Raw genomic sequence first — 24,637 nt, 5'->3', positions numbered from 1 at the left:
CGGATTTCCGAGCCGAAACAGCGGTTTGTGAGTCTCCTCACCACTGATCCATTCGGGTGGACAGGTCGGATTCGCGCTCGCCCGCGAGCCCGGCGCACACCCTCGTACCAGCGACGAAAGGGAGCATTTCGAGTACGGGCCGGGTGCCGAACGCAAGTTGAGCCGTCGCTCGGGAGGGTGATCGTCTACGCCGAACGAGCGAGGCGAATCGGACCCGGGGCCGGGCGTGTCGTGCGCGCGGCCGACCGGGCGGCTCCCGTAGCGCGCTCCCCGCGCGGGGAGCCGGTCAGGTGACGGGCGGTGGCATCGCGACCCGGCCCGCCCGGCGCTCGCCGTCGAGGACGCGCAGGGCCCGCGCCAGGGTGGCGGCATGGATCCGCGACTCGCCGCGCTCGTGCATCAGGGCCAGGGCGTCGCGCAGCGCGGCAGCCCGGGAGGCCAGGGCCTGGGCGGCCCGCAGCGCGCTGTAGGTGTCGCTGCCACGGGCCGGGTTGATCCGGCCCACCTGGTCGAGCACGGCCAGGTAGCAGTCGACCAACTCCCCCTCGGCGCGGGTCAGTGCGGGCAGGGGCGGGAAGTCGGTTGGCTCCATCGGTTTCACCTCGCGTCGTACGGCGGCCGGGAGAGTCAGCGGTTCGCCACGACGTGGTCGACCAGCCCGTGGGCCAGGGCGGCCTCGGCGTCGAGGATGGTGTCGCGCTCGATGTCGGCGGTGATCTGCTCCGCGGTCCGGCCCGTGTCCCGGACCAGCATGGCCGCGAACATCTCGCGGGTGCGCACCAGTTCGCGCGCGTGGATCTCCAGGTCGGACGGCTGGCCCCGCATCGGCTCCTCCATCGCGGGCTGCTGAATGACTACCCGCGCGCCCGGCAGCGCATGTCGGCGCCCCTTCGTCCCGCCGGCCAGCAGGGCCGCCGCGTAGGAGCCGGCCTGCCCCAGGCAGAAGGTCTCCACCTCGCAGGTCAGGAACCGCATCGTGTCGTAGACCGCCGCCATCGCCTGGAACGTGCCGCCGGGGGAGTTGATGTAGAGCGAGAGGGGCCGGTCCGGATCGGCGTGCTCCAGGTACATGAGCTGGGCGATGAGGTCGCTCGCGGCGATGTCGTCGATCGGGCTCCCGAGGAAGACGATCCGCTCGGACAGCAGCTTGGAATACGGGTCCAGCGTCCGGGTTCCGGTCGCGGTGCGCTCGGTGAACTCGGGGAGTACGTAGCGGGCGGCGGGGCGGATCATGGTGGTGCCTCTCTCCTGGAGCCGGCCATCGTCTGCCCGTCCGTAAAAAATGTACAGGACGTACAGAAGTTATGGTGGGGACTATGGCCTACGAGATTCCGGTGACGCAAGCACGGGCGGAGCTCGCCGAACTGATCAACCGCGTTGTCTACGGCGGCGAACGCGTGGTGGTGACGCGGCACGGCAAGCCGCTCATCGCCCTGGTTTCCGCCGCTGACCTGCAACGACTTGAAGCCGATGAAGCCGCGGCCGAGGAGCGGGTGATCCGCTCGGTCTCCTCGATCGGCTCCGCGCCATCCGCTCAGGGCGAACGGCGCAGCTTCGGCATCGCCGCCGAGCACCGCCCCCGCGACGGCCGGGACGACTAGGGCCTGTCGTCGGACTGCCGCCTGCCGGGCGATGCCTGGCACGCGCGCTCGCGGCGTTGGGCGCCGACCGCCTCCGGGCGGCACGGAGCCGGGCACCCCTCCGTGGAGGAGGGGTGCCCGGCTCCGTCGGTGTGGACCCGGAGCTCAGCCGGTCAGGGCCGGCTCCCGGGCGGGTGCTGCCGGTGCTTCGGGTGCGGGCGACGGCGTCCGGCGGACGAACAGCACCGCCGCCAGTCCGGCCAGCGACCACAGCGACAGCGTCAGCACCGCACCGCCGGCGGCGCTTCCGTCGAAGAAGGCGACCGAGCGGAGCAGTGAGCCGCCCGCGCCCGGCGGAAGCAACTGGCCGATCGTGCCGACGGGCTCGGGGAGCAACTGCGGTGCGCTGGTGACGCCGGAGAAGGAGTTGCCCAGCAGGACCATCAGCAGCGCGCCGAGCCCGATGCCGCGCGGCCCGAGCAGGGTGGCGAGGCCCGCCACCGCCGAACCGATGGCCAGCACGGTGAGCGTGAGCGCTCCCGCCTCCGCCCACCAGTCGCCCGCGAACGCGCCGAGCCAGTTGTGCGCGATCGCGGTGACGGCGATGCCCGCCAGCGAGGCCGAGGCGACCAGGGTCAGCGCGGCGCGCGCCCCGCGCAGTCCCAGCAGGGTGACGACGGATCCGGCCGCCATGCCCGCCAGGGCCAGGGGCAGCATGCTCGCGCCGAGCACGCTGCCCCTCGGGTCCCCGGGCGGCGCGGCGACCACATCGGTCACCCGGACCGGGGCGCCTTCGGGGGCGGACGCCGTCACGGCCTCGCGCAGCAACTGCGCGACCACGGGGCTCGCCGCCGAGGCGGTGAGCAGGTGCGGTCCCTGCGGGGTGGCGACGACGGCTCCGTATACGACCCGGTCCTCGATCGCGGTGCGGGCGGCGGCCTCGTCGTCGAAGCGGTGCACGTCGAACGCGCCGGCGCGCTGCTCGAAGCGCTGTTCCAGCTGCTGGGCCGCCGAGGCCGGGCCCGCGACCCCGACCGGAAGGTCGCGCGGCGCCGTCCGGGCGGCGGGCCAGGCGAAGGCCCAGAGGGCGAGCGTCACCAGCAGGGGGATCAGCAGGATCACCGCCACCGCGCGGCGGTTGGGTGCGGTGGGCATGAGGGGCCTCGATTCGTGCGGCGACGGAGTGCGATAGAGAAGGATCGTTCGTTTTACGGCTTGCCCCACTGTCGGCACGGCAGTGCGGGATTGTCAAGAAGGAACGTTCGTTTTAGATTGGAGTCATGGCTCGTGTATCCCAGGAACACCTCGACGCCCGTCGCCGCCAGATCCTCGACGGTGCGGCGCGCTGCTTCGCCCGCAACGGATTCCACGGCACGTCCATGCAGGACGTCCTCAAGGAGGTGGGCCTGTCCGCCGGAGCGGTCTACCGCTACTTCCCGGGCAAGGAGGACATCATCGCGGCCATCACGGAGGAGACCTTCGCCGCCATCCGCGGCGCCTTCGAGGAGGCCTCCCGGATGACGCCGCCGCCCACCCCGGACGCATTGCTCGGCCGGGTGCTCGGCGGCGTGCTCGCGGGGGAGGTGCACGGGCTGGAGCGCCGGTCCTTCGCCGCGCTCGTCGTCCAGCTCTGGTCCGAGACGCTGCGCGACGAACGGCTCGCCGCCCTCCTCGAGGACGGCTACGCCACGATGCGCGTCGCCTGGGCGAAGCTCGTCGACGCCTATCGCTCCGCCGGGATCCTGGTGAGTGATGTGCCCGGCGACGACGTGGCGCGCACGATGATCGCGACGGCTCAGGGCTTCATCGTGCAGGAGGCACTCTTCGGGGACGTGCACCCCGAGGTGCTGGAGAACGGGTTGTGCGGGCTGATGTCCATGAACCCGCAAAAGATCAGTTAACGCAATGGAAAAACTTCCGCCCTAACGTGCAATGCCTGGTCGCGGGAGCCTCGTTCCCGTTCAACGAATTGTTGAACGGGGATAAGGTCCCGCTGCGTCCGGAGTCGGAGCCGGACGGAAGACGATGAGGTGGAAGCGTGCAACTGACCCCGCACGAGCAGGAGCGTCTGCTCATCCATGTGGCCGCCGACGTGGCCGAGAAGCGCCGGGCACGCGGGCTGCGGCTCAATCACCCGGAAGCCGTCGCCCTGATCACCTCCCATCTGCTGGAAGGCGCCCGGGACGGCCGTACCGTCGCCGAACTCATGGTGTCCGGGCGTACGTTGCTCACCAGGGACGACGTGATGGAAGGCATCCCCGAGATGCTCCACGACGTCCAGGTCGAGGCGACCTTCCCGGACGGTACGAAGCTCGTCACCGTCCACGACCCGATCGTCTGACGGGGGAGCGCCGATGATTCCCGGAGAGATCCTTCACGGGGACGGGGACATCCCCCTCAACGCGGGCCGCCCGGTCACCCGCCTCACCGTCCTCAACGCCGCCGACCGCCCCGTCCAGGTCGGCTCCCACTACCACTTCGCCGAGGCCAACCCCGGGCTCCGGTTCGACCGCGCCGCGGCCCACGGGCTGCGGCTGAACATCGCCGCCGGTACGGCGGTCCGCTTCGAACCCGGCATCCCCGCCGACGTCGAACTCGTCCCCCTCACCGGCCGCCGCGTCGTCCCCGGCCTGCGCGGCGAAACCGGAGGTGCCCTCGATGCCTGACCTCAAGAGAGCCGTGTACGCCGACCTGTTCGGGCCCACCACCGGCGACCGCATCCGGCTCGCCGACACCGATCTGCTCGTCGAGATCGAGGAGGACCGCTCGGGCGGCCCCGGACGCGCGGGGGACGAGGCGGTGTTCGGCGGCGGCAAGGTGATCCGCGAGTCCATGGGCCAGGCCCGCACCACCCGGGCCGAGGGCGCGCCCGACACCGTCATCACCGGGGCCGTCGTCATCGACCACTGGGGCATCGTCAAGGCCGACATCGGCATCCGGGACGGCCGGATCACCGGCATCGGCAAGGCCGGGAACCCGGACACCATGGACGGCGTCCACCCCGACCTGGTGATCGGCCCCGAGACCGAGATCATCGCGGGCAACGGGAAGCTGCTCACGGCCGGAGCGGTCGACGCCCACGTCCACTTCATCTCACCCACCCTCGTCGACCAGGCGCTCTCCAGCGGCATCACCACCCTCGTCGGCGGCGGCACCGGCCCCGCCGAGGGCACCAAGGCCACCACCATCACCCCGGGACCCTGGCACCTGGCCCGGATGTTCGAGGCGCTGGAGACCTTCCCGGTCAACATCGGGCTGCTCGGCAAGGGCAACACGATGTCCCACGAGGCCATGCACTCCCAACTGCGCGGCGGGGCACTGGGATTCAAGATCCACGAAGACTGGGGTGCGACGCCCGCCGTGATCGACGCCTGCCTCACCGTCTGCGAGCGGACGGGCGCGCAGCTCGCCATCCACACCGACACCCTCAACGAGGCCGGCTTCGTCGCCGACACCCTCGCCGCCATCGCCGGCCGGACGATCCACGCTTACCACACCGAGGGGGCGGGCGGCGGACACGCGCCCGACATCATCAGCGTGGTCTCCGAGCCGTACGTCCTGCCCAGCTCGACCAACCCCACCCGGCCGCACACCGTCAACACCATCGAGGAACACCTCGACATGCTGATGGTCTGCCACCACCTGAACCCCGCCGTCCCCGAGGACCTGGCCTTCGCGGAGTCCCGGATCCGGCCCTCCACCATCGCGGCCGAGGACATCCTGCACGACCTCGGGGCGATCTCGATCATCTCCTCGGACTCCCAGGCCATGGGCCGGATCGGCGAGGTGATCCTGCGGACCTGGCAGACCGCCCACGTCATGAAGAAGCGGCGCGGAGCCCTGCCCGGAGACGGACGGGCCGACAACCACCGGGCCCGTCGCTATGTCGCCAAATACACCATCAACCCGGCCGTCGCCCAGGGCATGGGCGACGAGATCGGCTCCGTGGAGACCGGCAAGCTCGCCGACCTCGTCCTCTGGGACCCGGCGTTCTTCGGCGTGAAGCCGACGACCGTCATCAAGGGGGGCCAGATCGCCTACGCGCAGATGGGCGACGCCAACGCGTCCATCCCGACGCCCCAGCCGGTGATGCCCCGGCCGATGTTCGGCGCGCTGGGCCGGGCCGCCGCGCGCGGCTCGTTCAACTTCGTCTCCGCCGCCGCGATCGAGGACGGGCTGCCCGAACGGCTCGCCCTGGAGAAGCGGTTCGTGCCGATCACCAGCACCCGGGGGGTCACCAAGGCGGACATGCGGGAGAACGACGCCGTGCCCCGCGTCGACGTCGACCCCGACAGCTTCGCCGTCACCATCGACGGCGATCCGGTCGAGCCGGCCCCGGCGGCGGAACTGCCCATGGCCCAGCGCTACTTCCTCTTCTGAGCGGATCCGGCCATGTCACGCGCAGCACTCCTCGTCCTCGCCGACGGCCGGTTCCCCGCCGGAGGCCACGCCCACTCCGGCGGCGCCGAACCCGCCGTCGCCGATGGCCGTGTCCGCGACGCCGACTCCCTCGCGGACTTCTGCCGGGGCCGCCTGCACACCGCGGGCCTCACCGCCGCCGCACTCGCCGCGGCGGCGGCCCACGGCCTCGACCCGCTCGCCCTCGACGAGGCCGCCGACGCCCGCACGCCCTCGCCCGCCCTGCGGGCCACCGCCCGCAAGCTGGGCCGGCAGATGATGCGGGCCGCCCGCGCCACCTGGCCGGGCCCCGAACTGGACGCGCTCGCCCGGGCCCGGCCGCGCGGCGCCCACCAGCCCGTCGTCCTCGGACTCACCGCACGGTCGGCGGGCCTCGGCCCCGAGGACGCCGCCCACTGCGTCGCGTACGAGACCGTCAGCGGCCCCGCCACCGCCGTCGTCCGCCTCCTCTCCCTCGACCCCTTCCACGCCACCGCCGTACTCGCCCGGCTCGCCCCCGAGTTGGACCGGGTCGCGGAGCAGGCCGCCGAGGCGGCCCGGCAGGGCATCGACGCCCTGCCCGCCGCCTCGGCCCCGCTCCTCGACATCACGGCCGAGGCGCACGCCGCCTGGCCGGTCCGCCTCTTCGCCTCGTGACCCGCACACCCACAGGAGTCCCCATGCACCTCGGCCACACCCACGACGCCCCCGCCGCCGTCAGCGCCGACGCCACCCGGCCCGACGGCACCCGGCGCGCCCTGCGCATCGGCCTCGGCGGCCCCGTCGGCTCCGGCAAGACGGCCACCGTCGCCGCCCTCTGCCGGGAACTGCGCGACCGGCTCTCCATCGCCGTCGTCACCAACGACATCTACACCCGCGAGGACGCCGACTTCCTCCTGAAGAACGCCGTCCTGCCGCCCGAGCGGATCCAGGCCGTCGAGACCGGCGCCTGCCCGCACACCGCGATCCGCGACGACATCTCCGCCAACCTCGAAGCCGTCGAGGACCTGGAGGACGCGGTCGGACCGCTCGACCTGATCCTCGTCGAGTCCGGCGGCGACAACCTCACCGCCACCTTCTCCAAGGGGCTGGTCGACGCGCAGATCTTCGTCATCGACGTCGCGGGCGGCGACGACATCCCGCGCAAGGGCGGCCCCGGCGTCACCACCGCCGACCTCCTCGTCGTCAACAAGACCGACCTCGCCCCGTACGTCGGCTCCGACCTGGAGCGGATGGCCCTGGACGCCAAGAAGCAGCGCGGCGACCTCCCCGTCGCCTTCACCTCCCTGACCTCGGCCGAGGGCGTCGGACCGGTCGCCGACTGGGTGCGGGCACAGCTCGCCGCCTGGGCCGCGTGAGCGTCCGCGCGACGGCCCGGCTCCGGGCCGAGCCCGACGGGCGGGACGGGACAGCCCTGCCCGTCCTGGCCGGTGAGGGCCCGCTCGCCCTGCGCCGCACCCGCTCGCCGCAGGCCGCGTACGCCCGGGTCACCGTGGTCGGTGCGATGAGCGCCCCGCTGAACGGCGACCGCCTCGCCGTCGAGGCCGAGGTGACCGACGGCGCACACCTCACCGTCGACGCGGCGGCGGCCACCGTCGCCCTCCCGGGCCCCCGGCCGGACGCCGATCCGTCCACGTACGGGGTGGACCTGACCGTGGGGGAGGGAGCCGTCCTGCACTGGCTCCCCGAACAACTGGTCTCCGCCCACGGCAGCGACCTGCGCATGACCACCCGGGTCCGACTCGCCCCCACCGCCCGCCTGCTGCTGCGCGAGGAGCAGATCCTCGGCCGCCACGGCGAGCCCACCGGGGCGCTCACCACCCGGCTCACCGTCCACCACGCGGGCCGCCCGCTCCTGGACCAGCAACTGGCCTACGGGCCCGGCGCGCCCGGCGGCTGGGACGGCCCCGCCGTCCTCGCCGGCCACCGGGCCGTCGGCCAACTCCTGCTGGCCGACCCGTCCTTCGGCGACGCCCCGCTCCCCGCCCGCCTCCTCGGCCCCACCGCCGCCCTCACCCCGCTGGCCGGCCCCGCCGTCCTGGTCACCGCCGTGGCCGCCGACGCCCGTCTGCTGCGCGGGATGCTGGACGAGGCGATGCGCGAACTGCTGGACACCCTGAAGGCCTGAGTGCGGGCCGCGCGTACGCCGGGGAGAAGCTCCCCGGCGGCAGGCGGGTCGCCACCGCCGCCGCCGCCGACTCCGCTCAGCGGACTTCCTTCACCGGTTATGGGTTCGGTAAAGAAACAGGTGTACGCCCTGGCCCCCGGTGCCCCGCAGACGAAAGGATCCCCGCGATGGACCGATGACCACGCCGCCCTCCGGCGGCGGATCGGACGAAGGGGGAGGTTCCACGTGAGACGTACCAAGGTGCTCGGTTCGGCCGGGGCTCTCGTCGCGGGCACGCTCATAGCGGGGGCGATGGCCGCACCCGCGGCGAGCGCCGACGGCCGTCACCACGGCCGGGGCGACGCGGAAGCACGCGGGGTCGCCGTCGCTGCGCACCGGGCGGCGAACGCCGGGATCGACTGGCGGGACTGCCCCGAGGACTGGGGCCTGGCCACCCCCATCCAGTGCGGCTGGGTGTCCGTGCCGCTCGACTACGCCAAGCCGAACGGCAAGAAGATCAAGCTCGCCGTCGACCGGCACGTCAGCACCGGCACGAAGGGCGAGCGCCAGGGCGCACTGCTCTACAACCCGGGCGGACCCGGCGGTTCGGGACTGCGCTTCCCCGCCCGGATCACCTCCAAGAACCCGCTCTGGACGAAGACCGCGAAGGCGTACGACTTCGTCGGCTTCGACCCGCGCGGCGTCGGCCACTCGGCCCCCATCTCCTGCGCCGACCCGCAGGAGTTCGTCAAGGCCCCCAAGGCCGACCCGGTCCCCGACAGCGAGGCCGACAAGCGCGCCCAGCGCAAGCTGGCCCGCGAGTACGCCGAGGGGTGCGGCGAGCGCAGCGGTGAGATGCTCCCGCACATGACGACGCCGAACACGGCACGGGACCTGGACGTCATCCGGGCCGCGCTCGGGGAGAAGAAGCTCAACTTCCTCGGCGTCTCGTACGGCACCTACCTGGGCGCCGTCTACGGCACCCTCTTCCCGACCCACGTCCGGCGCATGGTCGTCGACAGCGTGGTCGACCCGTCGCGGAAGAACATCTGGTACCGGGCGAACCTCAACCAGGACATCGCCTTCCAGACGCGCTGGGACGACTGGAAGGCCTGGGTGGCGAAGCACGACTCCGTCTACGGCATCGGCGACACCCCGCAGAAGGTCGAGAAGGCCTGGCTGGAGCTGCGGGCCGCCGCCAAGAAGGAGCCCATCGGAGGTCTCGTCGGGCCCGCCGAGCTCATCGGCTTCTTCCAGGGCGCGCCGTACTACGACTCCGCCTGGGCCCCCACCGCCAAGACCTGGAGCGCCTACCGGGCCGGTGACACCCAGGCGCTGATCGACGCCGCCGCCCCCGACATGAGCGACCTCGCGGGCAACGCCGCCGCCGAGAACGGCAACGCGGTCTACAACGCCGTCGAGTGCGCCGACGCCCAGTGGCCCACCGACTGGCGCACCTGGGACCGGGACAACACCCGGCTGCACGAGAAGTACCCGTTCATGACCTGGGCCAACGCCTGGATGAACCTCCCTTGCGCCACCTGGCCCGCCAAGCAGCGGACCCCGCTGGACGTGAGGACCGGCAAGGGCCTGCCGCCGGTCCTCATCGTGCAGTCCACCCGCGACGCCGCCACCCCGTACCAGGGCGCTGTCGAGCTGCACAAGCGGTTCAAGGGCTCCCGGCTCATCACCGAGAAGGACGCCGGATCCCACGGCGTCACCGGACTGGTCAACCCCTGCGTCAACGAGCGGGTGGACACCTACCTGCTCACCGGGAAGACCGACCGGCGCGACGTGACGTGCACCCCGCACGCCACGCCGAAGCCGTAGAACCCTTCGTGGGACCGGGGCCGCTCAGCGGCGGCCCCGGTCGTACGCCGCCAGCCAGGCGTCCTCCGCCGCGTAGTCGAAGAGACCCTCTCCGTAGCCCCTGAGCAGCTTCGGGAACGCCTCCCGCCAGTCGCGCCCCGCCAGCTCCCCGGCCAGCCACTCGACCGTCTCCGGCAGCGACTCCACGTACCCCGTCACGGGGCGGTAGCCGAGCTGTTCACCGGCGGCCGTCATGTCGTAGACCACGGGGTGGGCGCCGCTCCACGGTGTCTCCCCGACATGTCCCTCCGGGGGAGCGCCGTCGATCAGGACCGTCTCCGTCTCCCGCCCGAGCACCGTGTCGATCGCCGACGCGATCTCCGCGACCGTGGGCGCCTCGGGGTCCGCCGCGTTCAGCACGCGCGACCCCGGCTTCCCGGCCGCCAGCCGGATCAGCTCCGCCGCGTTGGACACGTGCACCGGATGGAAGCGGCTCTCCCCGCGGTACGCGAGGACCCGGCGCCGGCGCCCGTCCAGCAGCCGCTTCACCACGTACAGCTCGCGAGGTGTGCGGCAGTGCGGGCCGTGCACCGCGCCCGCGCGCAGCAGCGTCACCGGCAGGTCCTCGCCCGCCGCCAGCAGCTCCCGCTCCAGCCGGATCTTCCGCGTCCCGTACGTGGCGTCCCCGGGCGCCACCGTCGGCTGGGTCTCCGGCAGCGGCACCGGATAGCGCGGGAAGCCGTCCGGCTCGGCCTGGGTGTCGAAGCCGCGGCCCCGCTCGTCCTCGTACACCGCCCCGCTGGAGATCACCACGGCGGACCCGATCCGGCCGGCCGACGCCGTCAGCTGCCGGGCGTGCGCACCGTCGAACGCCACCAGGTCGACCAGCACGTCGCAGCCGTCGCCCAGCGCCTTGTCCAGCGCCCCCTCCTCGTCACGGTCGAGCGCCACCGCCCGGACCCCGGGATCCCACCCCTCGTCCCGGCCGCCGCCGCGCGAGGCCGCCGTCACCTCCCAGCCGTCCCCGGTCAGCGCCCGCACCGCGGCCCGCCCGATCTGGCCGGTCGCTCCCAGCACCCATGCGTGTCCTCTGCTCATGACCCGACGCTAGGCGCGGCGGACCCGCCGGGGCGAGAGCGCTCTGCCGGGGGCGTATTCGCGCTCAGCGTCGCAGCTTGGGGAACTTCCTCGGCGGCGCGGCCTCCTGCTCGGCCGCCTTCACCTTGGCCGCGTACTCGTCCACGTACTCCTGGCCGGAGAGTTCGAGGATCGCGTACATGATCTCGTCCGTCACGGCCCGGATCGCGGCCTTTTGGTTCTCCAGGCCGGCGTAGCGGGAGAAGTCCAGCGGTTCGCCGAAGCGGATCGCGACCCGTTTGATCTTCGGCAGGACCTGGCCGGGCGGCTGGATCTCGAAGGTGCCGACCATGGCGCAGGGGACCACCGGCACCTGGGCGGTGATCGCCATCACGGCGACCCCGACCTTGCCCTTGTAGAGCCGGCCGTCGTGCGAGCGGGTGCCCTCCGGGTAGATCCCCAGCAGCTCGCCCTTGCCCAGCACGCCCAGCCCCTCGCGGATGGCGGCCTGCCCGGCGTCCTTGCCCGACCGGTCCACCGGGATCTGGCCCGCGCTGCGGAAGAAGGCCGCGGTGAGCCGGCCCTTGACGCCCGGGCCCGTGAAGTACTCGGCCTTCGCCAGGAAGGTGATGCGGCGCTTGATGATGGCCGGCATCAGGAAATGGTCCGAGAAGGAGAGGTGGTTGCCCGCGACGATCGCCGCGCCGTCGGCGGGAATGTTCTCCAGACCCTCGATCCGGGGCCGGAACAGCAGCCGCAGGACGGGTCCGAGCACGACATATTTCAGGACGTAATAGAACACCTTGTGGGTGCACCTCGCTCTGTCGGGCCGGCGTCCGGGCTGCGTATTACCAGGTCATGGTCGTGCGGGAAACCGTCAGTGTAGGTCTCCCGCACCACCGTGCGACCGTAGTGAACCGGTCTTCCGGCTCGTACCCGCCTCCGGGCCCCTCAGGCGTCGTCACCCACCGCGGGGCTCAGGTGTCCTGGGTGGCCAGCATGCCGAGGGTGCACAGTCCCAGCACCACCCAGCCGAACCAGAGCCAGCCGCTGCTTCCCAGCGCCACCGTGTACGCGGTCACCGCTATCAGTGCCCCGCCGGTCATGTATCCCATGGTCTTCGTCGATCCGGACATGCGCGCACGCTCCTCGTCGGCCGCGCGGCCGTTCTCCCCATGGTCACCCCGTATGCGCCCTCCGCGCTACTGTCCGCGCGCCTGCAAAGACGCGAGATAGGCGTTGTACGCCGCCAGCTCCTTGTCACCGTCGCGGTCCGCGGCCCGGTCCGTGCGCCGCGCGGTGCGCTGCTCGGAGCGGTACCACTGGAAGACCAGCGCGATCAGCACCAGCACGGAGGGGATCTCGCTGAACGCCCACGCGATGCCGCCCGCCCAGTTCTGGTCGCTCAGGGCGTCGATGCCGAGCGAGGCCGGCGGGTTCTTGTACGTCTCCACCATCGGCGTCGACGCCATCATCAGCGCGATCCCGAAGAAGGCGTGGAACGGCATCCCGGCGAACAGCTCCAGCATCCTCATCAGATAGCCGGGCCGGTGCGGGCCCGGGTCCACGCCCATGATCGGCCAGAAGAAGACCAGGCCCACCGCGAGGAAGTGCACCATCATCCCGATGTGGCCCGGCTTCGAGCTCATCAGGAAGTCGAAGAGCGGCGTGAAGTAGAGCGCGTAGAGGCTGGCGATGAACAGCGGGATCGTGAACACGGGATGCGAGATGATCTTCATGTACCGGCTGTGCAGCAGCTTCAGCAGCAGCTCACGGGGCCCGGTCCGCCCCCGCCCGGCCGGCGGCAGCGCCCGCAGCGCCAGGGTCACCGGGGCGCCCAGCAACAGCAGGATCGGCGACAGCATGCTGATCACCATGTGCTGCACCATGTGCACGCTGAACATGACCATGCCGTAGTCGTTGAGCTTGGTGCACATCACCAGCGCGATGCTCAGCACGCCCACGACGAAGAACACGATCCGGTTCACCGGCCAGCCGTCCCCGCGCCGACGCAGCCGCACCACGCCGTACCCGTACAGGGCGAGCGCCAGGACGCAGCCGGTCAGGAAGAACGGGTCGACGGAGAGCTCCAGCCCCCGTCCCAGCGTGAACGGCGGCAGATCCATGTTCATGCCGTGCCCGCTGTGATCCATCTGTTCACTCCCGATGGGGACCCGTCCCCGTTTCGTGCCGGTTGTCCGGTCCAGAGTAGAACTGCCCCCGGCCGCGGGTGCGGCCGGGGGCAGTTCTGGGCGACGTGTCCCGGGGAAGTGTTCCGAGGGGGTGTTCTAGAGCACGCACTCCGCCTCGGCGTACCGCTCGGCGGGGACCGTCTTCAGCGTCTCGACGGCCTCGCCCAGCGGGACCATCACGATGTCGGTGCCGCGCAGCGCGGTCAGCATCCCGAACTCGCCCCGGTGCGCCGCCTCCACCGCGTGCCAGCCGAACCGGGTCGCCAGGACCCGGTCGTACGCGGTGGGCGTGCCGCCGCGCTGGACGTGGCCGAGGATGACCGGGCGGGCCTCCTTGCCGAGCCGCTGCTCCAGCTCCCCGGAGAGCTGCGTGGCCACCCCGGCGAACCGCTCGTGGCCGTAGATGTCCTTGACGCCCTGCTCGAACTGCATGGAGCCCTCGCGCGGCTTGGCGCCCTCGGCGACCACCACGATGGCGAACTTCTTGCCCGCCGAGAAGCGCTTGCCGACCAGCTCGGTCAGCTCGTCGATGTCGAAGGGGCGCTCGGGCACCACGATGGCGTGGGCTCCGGCGGCCATGCCGGAGTGCAGGGCGATCCAGCCGGTGTGCCGTCCCATGACCTCGACGATCAGCACCCGCTGGTGCGACTCGGCGGTGGTCTTCAACCGGTCCAGGGCCTCGGTGGCGACGCCGACGGCGGTGTCGAAGCCGAAGGTGACGTCGGTGGAGGCGATGTCGTTGTCGATGGTCTTGGGGACGCCGACGATCGGGAGACCGGCCTCGGAGAGGAGATTCGCCGCCTTGAGGGTGCCCTCGCCGCCTATCGGGATGATGGCGTCCAGGCCGAGGTCCGCGACATGGCCGCGGGCGCGCTCCACGCCGTCGCGCAGATGCGCGGGCTGGACCCGGGAGGAACCGAGGATCGTGCCGCCGCGGGCCAGGATGCCGCCCACCGCGTCAAGGTCGAGCTTGCGGTAGTCGCACTCCAGCAGGCCCTTCCAGCCGTCGTGGAAGCCGATGACCTCGTCGCCGTGGTCCACCACCGCGCGGTGCACGACGGAACGGATGACGGCGTTGAGGCCGGGGCAGTCGCCGCCGGAGGTGAGTACGCCAATGCGCATGGCCCGAAAACCTTTGCAACGTGAAGTCGACGACCGGACCACGTCGTCCGGTTGGATCCCCGCCACCCTACCGGCGCAGGGTGGCGGGACCGAACCGGCCGTCCGCCTGCTGGACTTCGCTCAAGCGAGCGGAAAACCCCTCAGGCGGACACCGCTCAAGCGAGCGGAAAGCGCCTCAGGCGGGCTGGGTCGCCGAGGCGATCCGCTCGGCGCGCAGCGCCTCGTACCAGCGGTCGTCGGTGGGCGGCAGCGCGTTCACGTCGAGGGCCAGCTTCAGCAGCAGATCGGCGATCTGCGGGTTGCGGGCCATCACGGGGCCGTGCATGTACGTCCCGAAGACCGTGTCGTTGTACGCGCCCTCCGTGCCGTCCCCGGTGCCGTTGCCCCGGCCGAACTGCACCCGGGCGAACGGCCGTGCCGTCGGGCCGAGATGGGTGACGCCCTGGTGGTTCTCGAACCCGGTCAGTGGCGGCAGCCCGAGGTGCGGGTCGATGTCCGCCAGCACGTCGCCGACGCACCGCGCGCCCTCGCCGCGGGTGGAGACCACGTCGAGCAGACCGAGACCTGCCTCGCGCTCACCGAGGTCGTTGACGAACTCGTGCCCGAGGATCTGGTAGCCCGCGCAGACCGAGAAGATGATCGCGCCGTTGGAAGCGGCCCGGCTCAGCCCGCCGTCGCGGCGCAGCCGCTCGGCCGCCAGCCGCTGCGGCCGGTCCTCACCGCCGCCGATCAGGTAGATGTCGCCGGACGTCGGCACCGGCTGGTCGCTGCGCACGTCGACGCGCTGCACGTCCAGACCGCGCTGCCGGGCACGCCGCTCCACGACCAGGGCGTTGCCCTGGTCGCCGTAGGTGCTGAGCAGGTCGGGGTAGACCCAGACCAGACGCAGACCGTTGTTGCTCATGCTTCGTCCTCTCCGGAGGTGGCCGGGGCCGGGGTCAGTTGCCGACACGACGGCGCAGATCCTGGAAGGCGGTGTAGTTGGCGATGACCTCGATGCGGCCGGGCGGTGCGTACTGCACGGCCTCGTCGAGCGTCTCGCAGACCCGGAAGTCGAGACCGGCCACTTCGAGGCGGACCGCGAGGTCCAGCTTGCGGTCGCCGAGCACGAAGATCGGGTGACCGGCCAGCTGCGTGTAGTCCACGTCCCACAGCCAGGAGGTGTCCGTGCCGTCCGCGCCGCGCGCGTTCACCGAGAGGATCACCGGCGTCGGCGGCGGGTCGATCAGCGAGAACGTCTCCAGCCAGCCGGCCGGGTTCTTCGCCAGCAGCAGACGCAGCTCACGGTTCTGGAAGGCGACCACGTCGTAGCGTCCGGCCACCGCCTGCACCTGGTACATCCGCTCCAGCGCGACCTGCGGCGGCACGCCGAAGACGGCGGCGACGGCGGCGGAACTGGTGGCGTTCGCCTTGTTCGCCCGGCCCGGCAGCTGGAGGTGGATCGGCCACGCCGAACCGTGCGGGTCCAGGACGTAGTCGCCGTTCAGCGCCCAGCTCGGGGCCGGACGGCGGAAGCCGCACTGCCCGCAGAACCAGTCGTCGCCCGGGCGCTGCATCACACCGCCGCAGGACGGGCAGGACCAGGCGTCGTCCTTCCACGCCTGGCCGGCCGCCACCCACACCACGTTGGGCGAGGAGGAGGCCGCCCAGACGACCAGCGGGTCGTCCGCGTTCGCGATGACCACGGCCTTCGAGCCGGAGAGGCCCTCGCGCCAGTGCTCGGCCATCATCCGGGTCTCCGCCGCGCGGTCCAGCTGGTCGCGCGAGAGGTTGAGCAGGGCGATCGCCTTGGGCGTGGTGTCGCGCGCGACACCCGCCAGATACTTCTCGTCGACCTCGATCACGCCGAACTTCGCGTCCGAGCCGCCGGCCAGCGCCGAGGTGATGCCCGCGGGCATGTTCGCGCCGAGCGCGTTCGACACGACGGGCCCGGCGGCCCGCAGTGCCTCGGCGATCAGCCGGGTGGTGGTCGTCTTGCCGTTCGTCGCCGACACGAGGATCACGTCCAGGTGCTGCGCCAGTCGCCCCAGCAGGTCGGGGTCGAGTTTGAGCGCCACCCGGCCGCCGATCACCGATCCGCTGCCCCGCCCCGCGGCGCGTGACACCGCCGCCGCGGCCTTGCCCGCCGTCACGGCCAGTTTGGCCCGCGGCGACAACGGCTCCGTGTTGCCTGCCATCGTCCTAGATCCTCCTTGCATCGGTCCGCGCCCAGCCTATCGATGTCCGCCGCATCGACCGCACCGCGGCACCACGGGAACTGACCGGCCGCGGCGGAACGTACGCTTGCCGCCATGCGAAACCGCCCGATCCCCGGCAGTTCCGGACTCGTCCGTGAGATGAGTCTGCTCGGCGACCCGTTGCTCCACCGGCCCTGCGAGGACGTCACGGACTTCGGCCCGCCGCTCGCGAAGCTGGTCGAGGACATGTTCGCCACGATGTACGCCGCACAGGGTGTCGGGCTCGCCGCCAACCAGATCGGCGTCCCGCTCAAGGTGTTCGTCTACGACTGCCCGGACGACGACGATGTCCGCCATCTGGGACACGTGGTCAATCCCGAACTGGTCGAGGCGGACGGACTCACCGTACGCGGACCGGAGGGCTGTCTGTCACTTCCCGGCCTGGAAGCGGGCACGGATCGCTTCGACCACGCGGTCGTCGAGGGCCTCACGATGACCGGTGAGCCGGTCCGGATCGCCGGGACGGGCTGGTTCGCCCGGTGCCTCCAGCACGAGTGCGATCACCTGGAGGGCACGGTCTACACCGATCGGCTGACCGGGCTGCGGCGCACCCGGGCGCTGCGCGCGGCGCGCCGCGCTCCCTGGGCGCGCGAGGGCTGAGCGGCCGGGGCGGAGGGGGTTCAGAACCCTGGGCCGCCCTGGCGGTCGCCTGCCTCCGCGAGCCTGCCCCACAGCAGATCGGCGAGGCTGCTCACCAGCCGTTCGCGGGAGCAGGGCCGGTCGCCGAGCCACCAGTCGCCCGCCGCGTGCATCATGCCGACGATCCCGTGCCCCCAGATGCGGGCCATCTGCTCGCTGTCCGGTCCCAGGTCGACGCGCTCGGCGATCACCTGGCCCAGCTCCTCGCCGAGGCGGCGCAGCAGCGGGGCGGAGTGGCGGCCGACGTCGAAGCCCTGCTCGGGGGAGGGGGCGGCGTCGGCGTTGTCGGACGGGTGCATCAGGAAGCGGTAGACCTGGGGGCGGGCCTCGATCGCGGCGAGATAGGTGTCGAGCGTCGACTCGACCCGCTCGCGCCGGTCGGCGGGCGCGTCCAGGGCGGCACGCAGGGCGATCAGCAGCGCGTCGGTGTGGCGCTTGGCGAGGGCGCGGTAGAGGCCGCCCTTGTCCCCGAAGTGGCGGTAGAGGATGGGTTTGGTGATCCCGGCCTCGGCGGCGATGGCGTTCATCGAGGCCTGCGGTCCGTCCCGGAGCACCACCCGGTCCGCCGCTTCCAGCAACTCGCGGCGACGGCTCTCGGCCGCGGTCCGCTGCCGCTCGGCGCTTCGTGCGGTCTCCATGTCGTCTCTTCTCCCACCCCTGGCCACGCGATGCCGTCGCATCGCCTCTGCACGCCCGCGCAACGTAACACTCCGCAGGGTGGGCGCCTGATCGGCTCCATGGCGGTTGACAGTACCTACTTGTCGGTAACAGACTGTGGTTACCGCAAGTAACACTTGGTTTTCGCCGCAGTGCCTGGAGGGGAACATGGCCGAGTTCACGCTTGAGCTCAACGACGACCAGAAGCAGGTCAAGGAGTGGCTCCACGGCTTCGCGGCGGATGTCATCCGCCCCGCCGCCGCGGAGTGGGACGAGCGTGAGGAAACGCCCTGGCCCGTCATCCAGGAAGCGGCCAAGATCGGCATCTACTCCCTGGACTTCTACGCCCAGCAGTTCTTCGACCCTACGGGGCTCGGCATCCCGGTGGCCATGGAGGAGCTCTTCTGGGGCGACGCCGGCATCGCCCTGTCGATCGTCGGTACGGGCCTGGCGGCCGTCGGCGTCCTCGCCAACGGCACCGAGGAGCAGATCGGCACCTGGATCCCGCAGATGTACGGCGACGCCGACGACGTGAAAGTCGCCGCCTTCTGCTCCTCCGAGCCCGACGCCGGATCCGACGTCGCCTCCATGCGGACCCGCGCCGTCTACGACGAGGCCAAGGACGAGTGGGTCCTCAACGGCACCAAGACCTGGGCGACCAACGGCGGTATAGCGGGCGTCCACGTCGTCGTCGCCGTCGTCGACCCCGACATCGGATCCAAGGGCCACGCCTCCTTCATCGTGCCGCCGAACACCCCCGGCCTCTCCCAGGGCCAGAAGTTCAAGAAGCACGGCATCCGCGCCTCGCACACGGCCGAGGTGGTCCTGGAGGACGTCCGCGTCCCCGGACACTGCCTGCTCGGCGGCAAGGAGAAGCTCGACGAGCGCCTCGCCCGCGCCCGGGAGCGGGCCAAGTCCGGCGGCGAGCGCGTCAAGAACGCGGCGATGGCCACCTTCGAGGCCTCCCGCCCGGCCGTCGGCGCGATGGCCGTGGGCACCGCCCGCGCCGCCTACGAGGTCGCCCTCGACTACGCGAAGACCCGCAGCCAGTTCGGCCGCCCGATCATCGACAACCAGGGCATCGCCTTCCAGCTCGCCGACATGCGCACCCGGATCGACGCCGCCCGGCTGCTGGTCTGGCGGGCCTCCTGGATGGCCACCACCGGAAAGCCGTTCACCTCGGCCGAGGGCTCCATGTCGAAGCTGTACGCGAGCGAGACCGCCCGGGACGTCACCGCCCAGGCCATCCAGATCCTCGGCGGCAACGGTTTCACCCGTGAGTACCCGGTCGAGCGCATGCACCGCGACGCGGCCATCTACACCATCTTCGAGGGCACCAGCGAGATCCAGCGCCTGGTGATCGCCCGCACGCTCTCGGACATGCCGATCCGCTGACGGCGCGAGGGGGCGGTCCGGGACACGGCTCCCGGACCGCCCCTTCCGGCCCGCTCAGCGGGGCAACTGCGCCTCGATCGCCGCCACGACCTCCGTGGCCTCGGGCTCGGCGCGCGGCCGGAGCCGGGCGACGGGCTCACCGGCCGGCGAGATGAGGAACTTCTCGAAGTTCCACTGGACGTCCCCGGCCTCCCCGTCCGCGTCCGCCAGCTTCGTCAGCTCCGCGTACAGCGGGTGCCGGTCCGCGCCGTTCACGTCGATCTTCTCCAGCAGCGGGAAGGTGACCCCGTACGTCGTCGAGCAGAAGGTCTGGATCTCCTCCGCGCTGCCCGGCTCCTGGCCGGCGAACTGGTTGCACGGGACGCCGAGCACGGTCAGGCCCCGGTCCCCGTAGTTCTGCTGCAACCGCTCCAGGCCCTCGTACTGCGGGGTGAGCCCGCACTTGGAGGCCACGTTCACCAAGAGGACGGCCCGGCCGCTGTACGCGCCCAGCGTGGTCGGCTCGCCCGCGAGGGTGCGCAGCGGAATGTCGTGCAGCGTCATGAAACTCTCCCTGATCATTGCGTGGTGGTGCCCATGGTGCCGCCCGCCGCTCACGGAGCGACGAGCTCCTTGTAGTAGAAAGTGGTCGGCTTGAGGCTGCCCGCCGGATCCGCCGCGTATCCCGGTACGCTCCCGACCTTCGTCCAGCCCGCCTTGCGGTAGACCTGCTCGGCCAGGCTGCCGCTCTCGGTGTCCAGGATCAGCAGGGTGATGCCCTCGGTCGCCGCGTACGCCTCGACCGCGGCCAGCAGCGCCCCGCCGAGCCCCTGGCCGCGCGCGGAGGGGCGGACCATCAGCTTGGCGACCTCGGCGCGGTGCCGGGCGTTCGGCAGCGGGGCACGGACCAGGGCGATCGTCCCCGAGACCCGCCCGCCCTCGCGGGCGATCCAGATGCCGATCCGGCCCGCCTCCACGTCGGCGGCCCGCTCACGCCACCAGGCGGCGGCCGTCTGGCGGTCCAACGGGGCGAGGAAGCCCACCGAGGACCCCTCGTCGACGGTCTCGGCCAGCAGGCCGGCCAGGTCGTCGGCGTACGTGACCAGTTCGGGGGCGGACACGTGGACGATCTCGGTCATGCGCGGGGGTCCTTTCACAGGGCAGGGGTCGGAGGAACCGTACGGCCCGCGGGCGAGGCTCTCGCCTCCAGGGTGCACGGGTGCTCCACCCCGGCGACGCCACCCCCCGCGGTGCCGTCCATCCCCTACCCGGATGCGCCGCACCGCACCGGGCGCGCGTGAGGTCACCCGGTCTCCGGCGGCGCCCCCGCCCGGCAACCGGGGGACGGCCAGGCCGACCCGGGGGATCCGCGAACCGAGCAGCGGTGCGGGCCACCACGACGGCGACTCCTCGACCCCCGTCGCCCTCGGCGGCTCCGCGTACGTGAGCGGCCGGAGCTCCGAGACCAGGTCCGGGAACCGAACGCGACCGCGGGGACCCGCCCGCGGTGCGGAAGGTCAGCCGCCCGGCCCCGGAGAACCGTTCGCGCCATCGCCGGGGACGCCCGCGGGCAGCCGCCCCGAGGCCACCGCCTCTACCAGCGCCCGGTGGTCGAGCTCGTTGCGGTCCGCGTACGACTCCGCGAACGCCGCGATCGCACGGTCGAAGACGTCCCCCCGCCCCAGATAGCCGGCGATGGCGATCCGGTCCCCGGACCTGGCGTGCGCGCGGGCCAACGTGGCGCCGCACACCTCGCCGAACGCGCGCATCCCCTTCGGCACCATCGACTCCGGCTCCGCGATGCCCTTCCAGTCGCGCAACTGGCGCACATAGAAGTCCCGGCGCCGGCCGTCGACGCCGTCGGCCCGCTCCCAGCCCAGGAAGATGTCGCTGGAGGCCTGCATCAGCCGCTGCCCCGTGACCACCCGCTCGCCCTGATTGCCGCCCCGGCCCGCCCCGGTGTGCTCGGCCAGCACCGAGGGGCCCGCCTCCTTGGCCTGGAGGAGGAGCGGATCCCCGCCGTCCCGGCCGAGCAGCAGGATGATCCAGCACCGGGTGCCGACACTGCCCACGCCGACGACCTTCCGGGCCACGTCCACCAACGCGAAGTCCTCCAGCAGACTGCGCCGGTCGGAGGCCAGGCTGCGGGCGTAACCCGCCACCATGGCCCGGAAATCCCGGTGGAGCGTCTCCCGCTCCACCCCGGGCATCAGATCGGTGAGCGGGACGACCACGGGCGGGTCCGCGACGATCCGCAGCCGTCCGTCGACCACCTCGGCGAGCTTGCCGACGGCCTGCCGACTGTCCCGGGAGCGGGCCTTGCCCAGCGCCCGGTCGACGTTCCTGCGTCCCCGCCCGCCCAACTGCTCCGCGGCCACCGTCCGCAGCCGCTCGGCGTCGGTCCGCGCGTACCACACCTCCAGATTGCGCATCCCGGCGAACCGGGCCATCGCCTCCCGGTACGAGCGGACAGCGGCCCGTACGATCCCGGCCCGCTCCCGGTCCGTGAAGCTGTTCGCACGCCCCGCGATCACGAGACTCGCCGCCAGCCGTTTGACGTCCCACTCCCAGGGACCCGGCAGCGTCTCGTCGAAGTCGTTGATGTCGAAGAGGAGGTTCCGCTCGGGCGAGGCCAGCAGCCGGAAGTTCAGCAGATGCGCGTCACCGCACAACTGCGCCCGGATCCCCGAGACCGGAGTGCCCGCCAGATCGGCGGCCATCAGGGCCGCCGCGCCCCGGTAGAAGCGGAACGGGGACTCGGTCATCCGGGCGTACCGGATCGGGACCAGCTCGGGAACCCGGTCCGCGGACTGCGCTTCGAGGACGGCCGGCGGGTCGGGGCGCCGGGGCGACGGAGCGAACTCCGCATGGCTCGACCGGGGAGCGTCCCGCCGGGCGGCCCGGCCGAGCGCCGCCCGTTCGGCAGGTGTCGCGTGAGGTGCGGCGCGCAGCGGCGCCGTGGCTTCCCGTTCCATGAGGTGCTCCCTTCCGGAGTGCGTCAGGCCTCTTCGGCGAGCCCGCGGGCACGGTCGCGGTCACGCCGGAGACCGACCCGCCGCCAGATCGCCCGCTGGGCCTTGAGCGCGGCCGTGCCCACCGCGATCAGCACCAGGATGTTCACCACGAGCTGGACGGCCGAGCCCCACACGTCGGACCAGCTGGTGAACGCCGTGGAGACGGCGATGTCCGCCGCGGCCGGGATCGTCGTCACGGAGATGAACACGCCGAGCAGAGCGCTGCTCCGGGCTTCGGTCAGCGACACGATCCCGACGATCCCGGCCAGGGTCGCGACGGCGACCGAGAAGAAGTTCGGCGTGTTGATGAGGTTGGAGACGGGACGCAGACCCCGGTCGAAGGCCTCCGACTGCAACCCGAAACCGCGGATGAGGAGCGCGAAGAGGAAGGTGACGACGATGGTCACGAGGAAACCGGAGCCCAGGGCGGCCAGCCCGCCGCGCACCATGGCCCGATGTCCCCGGTCGATCCCCAGCGCCACGCTGACGATGGCGCCGTACTCCGGTCCGACGACCATCGCCGCCACGATCAGGATCTGCGAGTTGGTGACGATGCCGACCGAACCGATCAGCCCGGCGACCACCAGATAGAGGAAGAAGCTCGGAGGGTAGCGCCCGCCGGACCTGATGCGCGCCTCGACCTGCTCCCAGACCGGGGCCCGGCTCAGCCGCCCCAGCTCGCGCTGCCCCTCTTCGGCCGCGGCGCCGGGGAAGGCCATGTCGACCGGCTCGATGACCAGGGACCCACGCCGGTCCAGCCGGACGGCGCGCAGCCGGTGCAGCACGTCGTTGGCCGCCCCCGTCAGCACGTCGCAGGCGATGGCGTCGCCGTCGGGACGGCGCGCGGCGTCGCGCCGCACGATGAGGTTGAGCACGCACGGATCGTCCGAGAGCAGGCGAACGACCTCGTCGGTCAGGTCCGGCGGGCTCACCGCGCGGATGTGGATCAGGTCCATCCGGTACCTCCGCGGCTCCCGGCCCCGACGCACGGAGCCCTGCCCGGCCGGCGGCCCGGGGGCTCCCTCCAGTAACGCGGCCCCGGACCCGTTCGGCAAACCGGGCGGCACACCCGCGAGCTGCTCCGCCGGCCGGGCGGCACCGCCCGCCCAAGGACGGCCTTCCCCCCCCCGAGTCGCACCGGCCCTCGCGGGTGACCGCCGCGCCGTACTGGCAGGATCGGCGTGTGGAGACTCCCGACGCCCTTCCCGAACCACTGCCCGGAGCCGCCGGCGCCGCCGCCCAGGACCCGGCCGCCGACGGCGAGCAGCACCGGGGCCGCCGCCTCGTCCGCTGCCGCCTCTGCGGCCGGCCCCTCACCGGGAGCGACTCGCGGCGGGCCGGCCTCGGCCCCTCCTGCGACGCCAAGCTGCACCCGGCGCCGCCGGACATCCGCACCCGTCGCCACGAGGTCGACCAGGACCCGCTGCCGGGCACGTGAGCGGCGGGGCCACCCCTCCGAGCGCGCCCCCTCCGAGCGGTGCCACCCCTCCGAGCGCGCCCCCCTCCGAGCGGTGCCACCCCTCCGGGCAGCGCTATCCCTCCAGCCGCCGGAACAGCCCCTCCTGCACCACCGACACCAGCAGCTGCCCCGAACGGTCGTAGATCCGGCCCCGCGCCAGGCCCCGCCCGCCCGTCGCGATCGGCGACTCCTGGTCGTACAGGAACCACTCGTCCGCCCGGAACGGCCGGTGGAACCACATGGCGTGGTCCAGGGACGCCATGTCGAAGCCGCGCGGGCCCCAGAGCGGTTCCACCGGAATGCGCACCGCGTCCAGCAGCGTCATATCGCTCGCGTACGTCAGCGCGCAGGTGTGCACCAGCGGGTCGTCGCCCAGCGGGCCCACCGCCCGCATCCACACCGCGCTGCGCGGATCGGCGTCCCTGACCTCGTCCTTCGTCCAGCGCAGCCGGTCGACGTAACGGATGTCGAAGGGCTGGCGGCGGGCCATCCGCTCCAGCGCCTCCGGCAGCACGCCCAGGTGCTCGCGCACCTCCTCGGCCACCGTCGGCAGCTCCTCCGGGTCCGGGACGATCCGGGCCGGCGGCAGCTGGTGCTCGAAGCCCGCCTCCTCGGGGCGGTGGAACGACGCCGTCAGGTTGAAGATCGTCCGGCCCTGCTGGACCGCCGTCACCCGGCGGGTGGTGAACGACCGGCCGTCCCGCACCCGCTCCACCTGGTACACGATCGGCACCCCGGGGCGGCCCGGACGCAGGAAGTAGGCGTGCAGCGAGTGCACCGGCCGGTCCCCGTCGGTGGTCCGGCCCGCCGCCACCAGTGCCTGGCCCGCGACCTGCCCGCCGAAGACCCGTTGCAGGGACTCCTCGGGACTGCGGCCGCGGAAGATGTCGACCTCGATCCGCTCCAGGTCGAGAAGATCGACCAAGCGCTCGGCCGGATTCGTCATGCCGTACCTCTCCCGTTGCGCGTCAG

Annotated in this window: 28 protein-coding genes; 12 read left to right on the top strand and 16 right to left on the bottom strand. The window is 72.3% G+C overall.

Going from position 1 to position 24,637, the window contains the following annotated elements; all coding sequences use genetic code 11:
- Positions 1-286: 286 nt before the first annotated feature.
- Both DTB53_RS01945 and DTB53_RS01940 read right to left on the bottom strand, forming a co-directional pair.
- Positions 287-592, bottom strand: coding sequence for a hypothetical protein (locus DTB53_RS01945; protein ID WP_012381842.1), 306 nt, complete (start codon positions 590-592; stop codon positions 287-289).
- Positions 593-627: 35 nt separating this feature from the next.
- Entirely contained in the window at positions 628-1,233 is a 606-nt protein-coding gene (locus DTB53_RS01940; RefSeq protein WP_012381843.1) for an ATP-dependent Clp protease proteolytic subunit, read from the bottom strand.
- Between the two features lie 83 nt (positions 1,234-1,316).
- On the opposite strand from DTB53_RS01940, the gene DTB53_RS01935 reads away from it, so the two are divergent.
- Entirely contained in the window at positions 1,317-1,601 is a 285-nt protein-coding gene (locus DTB53_RS01935; protein ID WP_003970610.1) for a type II toxin-antitoxin system Phd/YefM family antitoxin, read from the top strand.
- A 144-nt stretch (positions 1,602-1,745) separates the two neighbouring features.
- Here the strand turns inward: DTB53_RS01935 and DTB53_RS01930 are convergent, their stop codons facing one another.
- The gene (locus DTB53_RS01930; protein ID WP_012381844.1) at positions 1,746-2,735 is read right to left on the bottom strand and encodes an ABC transporter permease family protein; all 990 of its coding nucleotides are present in this window, start codon (positions 2,733-2,735) and stop codon (positions 1,746-1,748) included.
- A 125-nt stretch (positions 2,736-2,860) separates the two neighbouring features.
- Here DTB53_RS01930 and DTB53_RS01925 point away from each other — a divergent pair, with 125 nt between their 5' ends.
- The 8 genes from DTB53_RS01925 to DTB53_RS01890 all read left to right on the top strand — a co-directional run bounded on the left by DTB53_RS01925 (position 2,861) and on the right by DTB53_RS01890 (position 9,915).
- Positions 2,861-3,481: a TetR/AcrR family transcriptional regulator gene (locus tag DTB53_RS01925; RefSeq protein WP_003970612.1), complete on the top strand. Its 621-nt coding sequence runs from the start codon at positions 2,861-2,863 to the stop codon at positions 3,479-3,481.
- A 137-nt stretch (positions 3,482-3,618) separates the two neighbouring features.
- The gene (locus DTB53_RS01920; RefSeq protein ID WP_003970613.1) at positions 3,619-3,921 is read left to right on the top strand and encodes an urease subunit gamma; all 303 of its coding nucleotides are present in this window, start codon (positions 3,619-3,621) and stop codon (positions 3,919-3,921) included.
- Between the two features lie 13 nt (positions 3,922-3,934).
- Positions 3,935-4,246 (top strand): urease subunit beta, encoded by a 312-nt coding sequence (locus DTB53_RS01915; protein ID WP_003970614.1) that lies wholly within the window; start codon positions 3,935-3,937, stop codon positions 4,244-4,246.
- Positions 4,239-5,960 (top strand): urease subunit alpha, encoded by a 1,722-nt coding sequence (locus DTB53_RS01910; RefSeq protein WP_003970615.1) that lies wholly within the window; start codon positions 4,239-4,241, stop codon positions 5,958-5,960. Before DTB53_RS01915 ends, DTB53_RS01910 begins: the two co-directional genes overlap by 8 nt.
- Positions 5,961-5,972: 12 nt before the next feature.
- A complete protein-coding gene (locus DTB53_RS01905) occupies positions 5,973-6,635 on the top strand; it encodes an urease accessory protein UreF (RefSeq protein WP_012381845.1) in 663 nt (220 codons plus the stop codon).
- A 23-nt stretch (positions 6,636-6,658) separates the two neighbouring features.
- Entirely contained in the window at positions 6,659-7,336 is a 678-nt protein-coding gene (ureG, locus tag DTB53_RS01900; protein ID WP_030704335.1) for an urease accessory protein UreG, read from the top strand.
- Positions 7,333-8,106: an urease accessory protein UreD gene (locus DTB53_RS01895; protein ID WP_012381847.1), complete on the top strand. Its 774-nt coding sequence runs from the start codon at positions 7,333-7,335 to the stop codon at positions 8,104-8,106. The genes ureG and DTB53_RS01895 overlap by 4 nt, the downstream gene beginning before the upstream one ends.
- A 291-nt stretch (positions 8,107-8,397) precedes the next feature.
- Positions 8,398-9,915, top strand: coding sequence for an alpha/beta hydrolase (locus tag DTB53_RS01890; RefSeq protein ID WP_202465107.1), 1,518 nt, complete (start codon positions 8,398-8,400; stop codon positions 9,913-9,915).
- Between the two features lie 24 nt (positions 9,916-9,939).
- On the opposite strand, the gene DTB53_RS01885 is transcribed toward DTB53_RS01890, so the two are convergent.
- The 7 genes from DTB53_RS01885 to DTB53_RS01860 all read right to left on the bottom strand — a co-directional run bounded on the left by DTB53_RS01885 (position 9,940) and on the right by DTB53_RS01860 (position 16,462).
- Positions 9,940-10,971 carry an NAD-dependent epimerase/dehydratase family protein gene (locus DTB53_RS01885; RefSeq protein ID WP_042497624.1) on the bottom strand — a complete coding sequence of 344 codons (1,032 nt, stop codon included), beginning with the start codon at positions 10,969-10,971 and terminating at the stop codon, positions 9,940-9,942.
- A gap of 85 nt (positions 10,972-11,056) precedes the next feature.
- A complete protein-coding gene (locus DTB53_RS01880) occupies positions 11,057-11,773 on the bottom strand; it encodes a lysophospholipid acyltransferase family protein (RefSeq protein WP_003970621.1) in 717 nt (238 codons plus the stop codon).
- 175 nt (positions 11,774-11,948) lie between these two features.
- Positions 11,949-12,107 (bottom strand): hypothetical protein, encoded by a 159-nt coding sequence (locus DTB53_RS36765; protein ID WP_003970622.1) that lies wholly within the window; start codon positions 12,105-12,107, stop codon positions 11,949-11,951.
- 66 nt (positions 12,108-12,173) lie between these two features.
- Positions 12,174-13,124 carry a cytochrome c oxidase assembly protein gene (locus tag DTB53_RS01875; RefSeq protein ID WP_012381850.1) on the bottom strand — a complete coding sequence of 317 codons (951 nt, stop codon included), beginning with the start codon at positions 13,122-13,124 and terminating at the stop codon, positions 12,174-12,176.
- 135 nt (positions 13,125-13,259) lie between these two features.
- The gene (locus DTB53_RS01870) at positions 13,260-14,285 is read right to left on the bottom strand and encodes a 6-phosphofructokinase (RefSeq protein WP_003970624.1); all 1,026 of its coding nucleotides are present in this window, start codon (positions 14,283-14,285) and stop codon (positions 13,260-13,262) included.
- A gap of 175 nt (positions 14,286-14,460) precedes the next feature.
- Positions 14,461-15,189: a type 1 glutamine amidotransferase gene (locus tag DTB53_RS01865; RefSeq protein ID WP_003970625.1), complete on the bottom strand. Its 729-nt coding sequence runs from the start codon at positions 15,187-15,189 to the stop codon at positions 14,461-14,463.
- A 34-nt stretch (positions 15,190-15,223) separates the two neighbouring features.
- Positions 15,224-16,462 carry a MurT ligase domain-containing protein gene (locus tag DTB53_RS01860; protein ID WP_003970626.1) on the bottom strand — a complete coding sequence of 413 codons (1,239 nt, stop codon included), beginning with the start codon at positions 16,460-16,462 and terminating at the stop codon, positions 15,224-15,226.
- A 114-nt stretch (positions 16,463-16,576) separates the two neighbouring features.
- Here DTB53_RS01860 and def point away from each other — a divergent pair, with 114 nt between their 5' ends.
- Complete coding sequence (def, locus tag DTB53_RS01855; RefSeq protein ID WP_003970627.1) at positions 16,577-17,122, top strand: peptide deformylase; 546 nt, start codon at positions 16,577-16,579, stop codon at positions 17,120-17,122.
- A 20-nt stretch (positions 17,123-17,142) separates the two neighbouring features.
- On the opposite strand, the gene DTB53_RS01850 is transcribed toward def, so the two are convergent.
- Positions 17,143-17,799, bottom strand: coding sequence for a TetR/AcrR family transcriptional regulator (locus DTB53_RS01850; RefSeq protein ID WP_003970628.1), 657 nt, complete (start codon positions 17,797-17,799; stop codon positions 17,143-17,145).
- A gap of 187 nt (positions 17,800-17,986) precedes the next feature.
- Here DTB53_RS01850 and DTB53_RS01845 point away from each other — a divergent pair, with 187 nt between their 5' ends.
- Positions 17,987-19,213 carry an acyl-CoA dehydrogenase family protein gene (locus tag DTB53_RS01845; protein WP_012381851.1) on the top strand — a complete coding sequence of 409 codons (1,227 nt, stop codon included), beginning with the start codon at positions 17,987-17,989 and terminating at the stop codon, positions 19,211-19,213.
- Between the two features lie 54 nt (positions 19,214-19,267).
- On the opposite strand, the gene DTB53_RS01840 is transcribed toward DTB53_RS01845, so the two are convergent.
- From DTB53_RS01840 to DTB53_RS01825, 4 genes are all read right to left on the bottom strand, one after another.
- The gene (locus DTB53_RS01840; protein ID WP_003970630.1) at positions 19,268-19,756 is read right to left on the bottom strand and encodes a glutathione peroxidase; all 489 of its coding nucleotides are present in this window, start codon (positions 19,754-19,756) and stop codon (positions 19,268-19,270) included.
- Positions 19,757-19,806: 50 nt separating this feature from the next.
- On the bottom strand, positions 19,807-20,331 hold the full coding sequence (locus tag DTB53_RS01835) for a GNAT family N-acetyltransferase (protein WP_003970631.1): 525 nt from the start codon (positions 20,329-20,331) through the stop codon (positions 19,807-19,809).
- 378 nt (positions 20,332-20,709) lie between these two features.
- Positions 20,710-22,167: a DUF2252 domain-containing protein gene (locus tag DTB53_RS01830; protein ID WP_012381852.1), complete on the bottom strand. Its 1,458-nt coding sequence runs from the start codon at positions 22,165-22,167 to the stop codon at positions 20,710-20,712.
- Positions 22,168-22,190: 23 nt separating this feature from the next.
- Entirely contained in the window at positions 22,191-23,162 is a 972-nt protein-coding gene (locus DTB53_RS01825) for a DUF389 domain-containing protein (protein ID WP_003970633.1), read from the bottom strand.
- A gap of 227 nt (positions 23,163-23,389) precedes the next feature.
- Between DTB53_RS01825 and DTB53_RS01820 the strand changes: the two genes are divergently transcribed.
- The gene (locus DTB53_RS01820) at positions 23,390-23,644 is read left to right on the top strand and encodes a DUF6011 domain-containing protein (protein WP_003970634.1); all 255 of its coding nucleotides are present in this window, start codon (positions 23,390-23,392) and stop codon (positions 23,642-23,644) included.
- Between the two features lie 94 nt (positions 23,645-23,738).
- Here DTB53_RS01820 and DTB53_RS01815 read toward each other — a convergent pair whose 3' ends face one another.
- On the bottom strand, positions 23,739-24,611 hold the full coding sequence (locus DTB53_RS01815) for an acyl-CoA thioesterase (RefSeq protein WP_003970635.1): 873 nt from the start codon (positions 24,609-24,611) through the stop codon (positions 23,739-23,741).
- Between the last annotated feature and the right edge of the window lie 26 nt (positions 24,612-24,637).

Origin of the sequence: Streptomyces griseus (assembly GCF_900460065.1) — a bacterium.
GTDB lineage: Bacteria > Actinomycetota > Actinomycetes > Streptomycetales > Streptomycetaceae > Streptomyces > Streptomyces griseus.
This window is presented reverse-complemented; position numbering and strand designations above follow the sequence as displayed.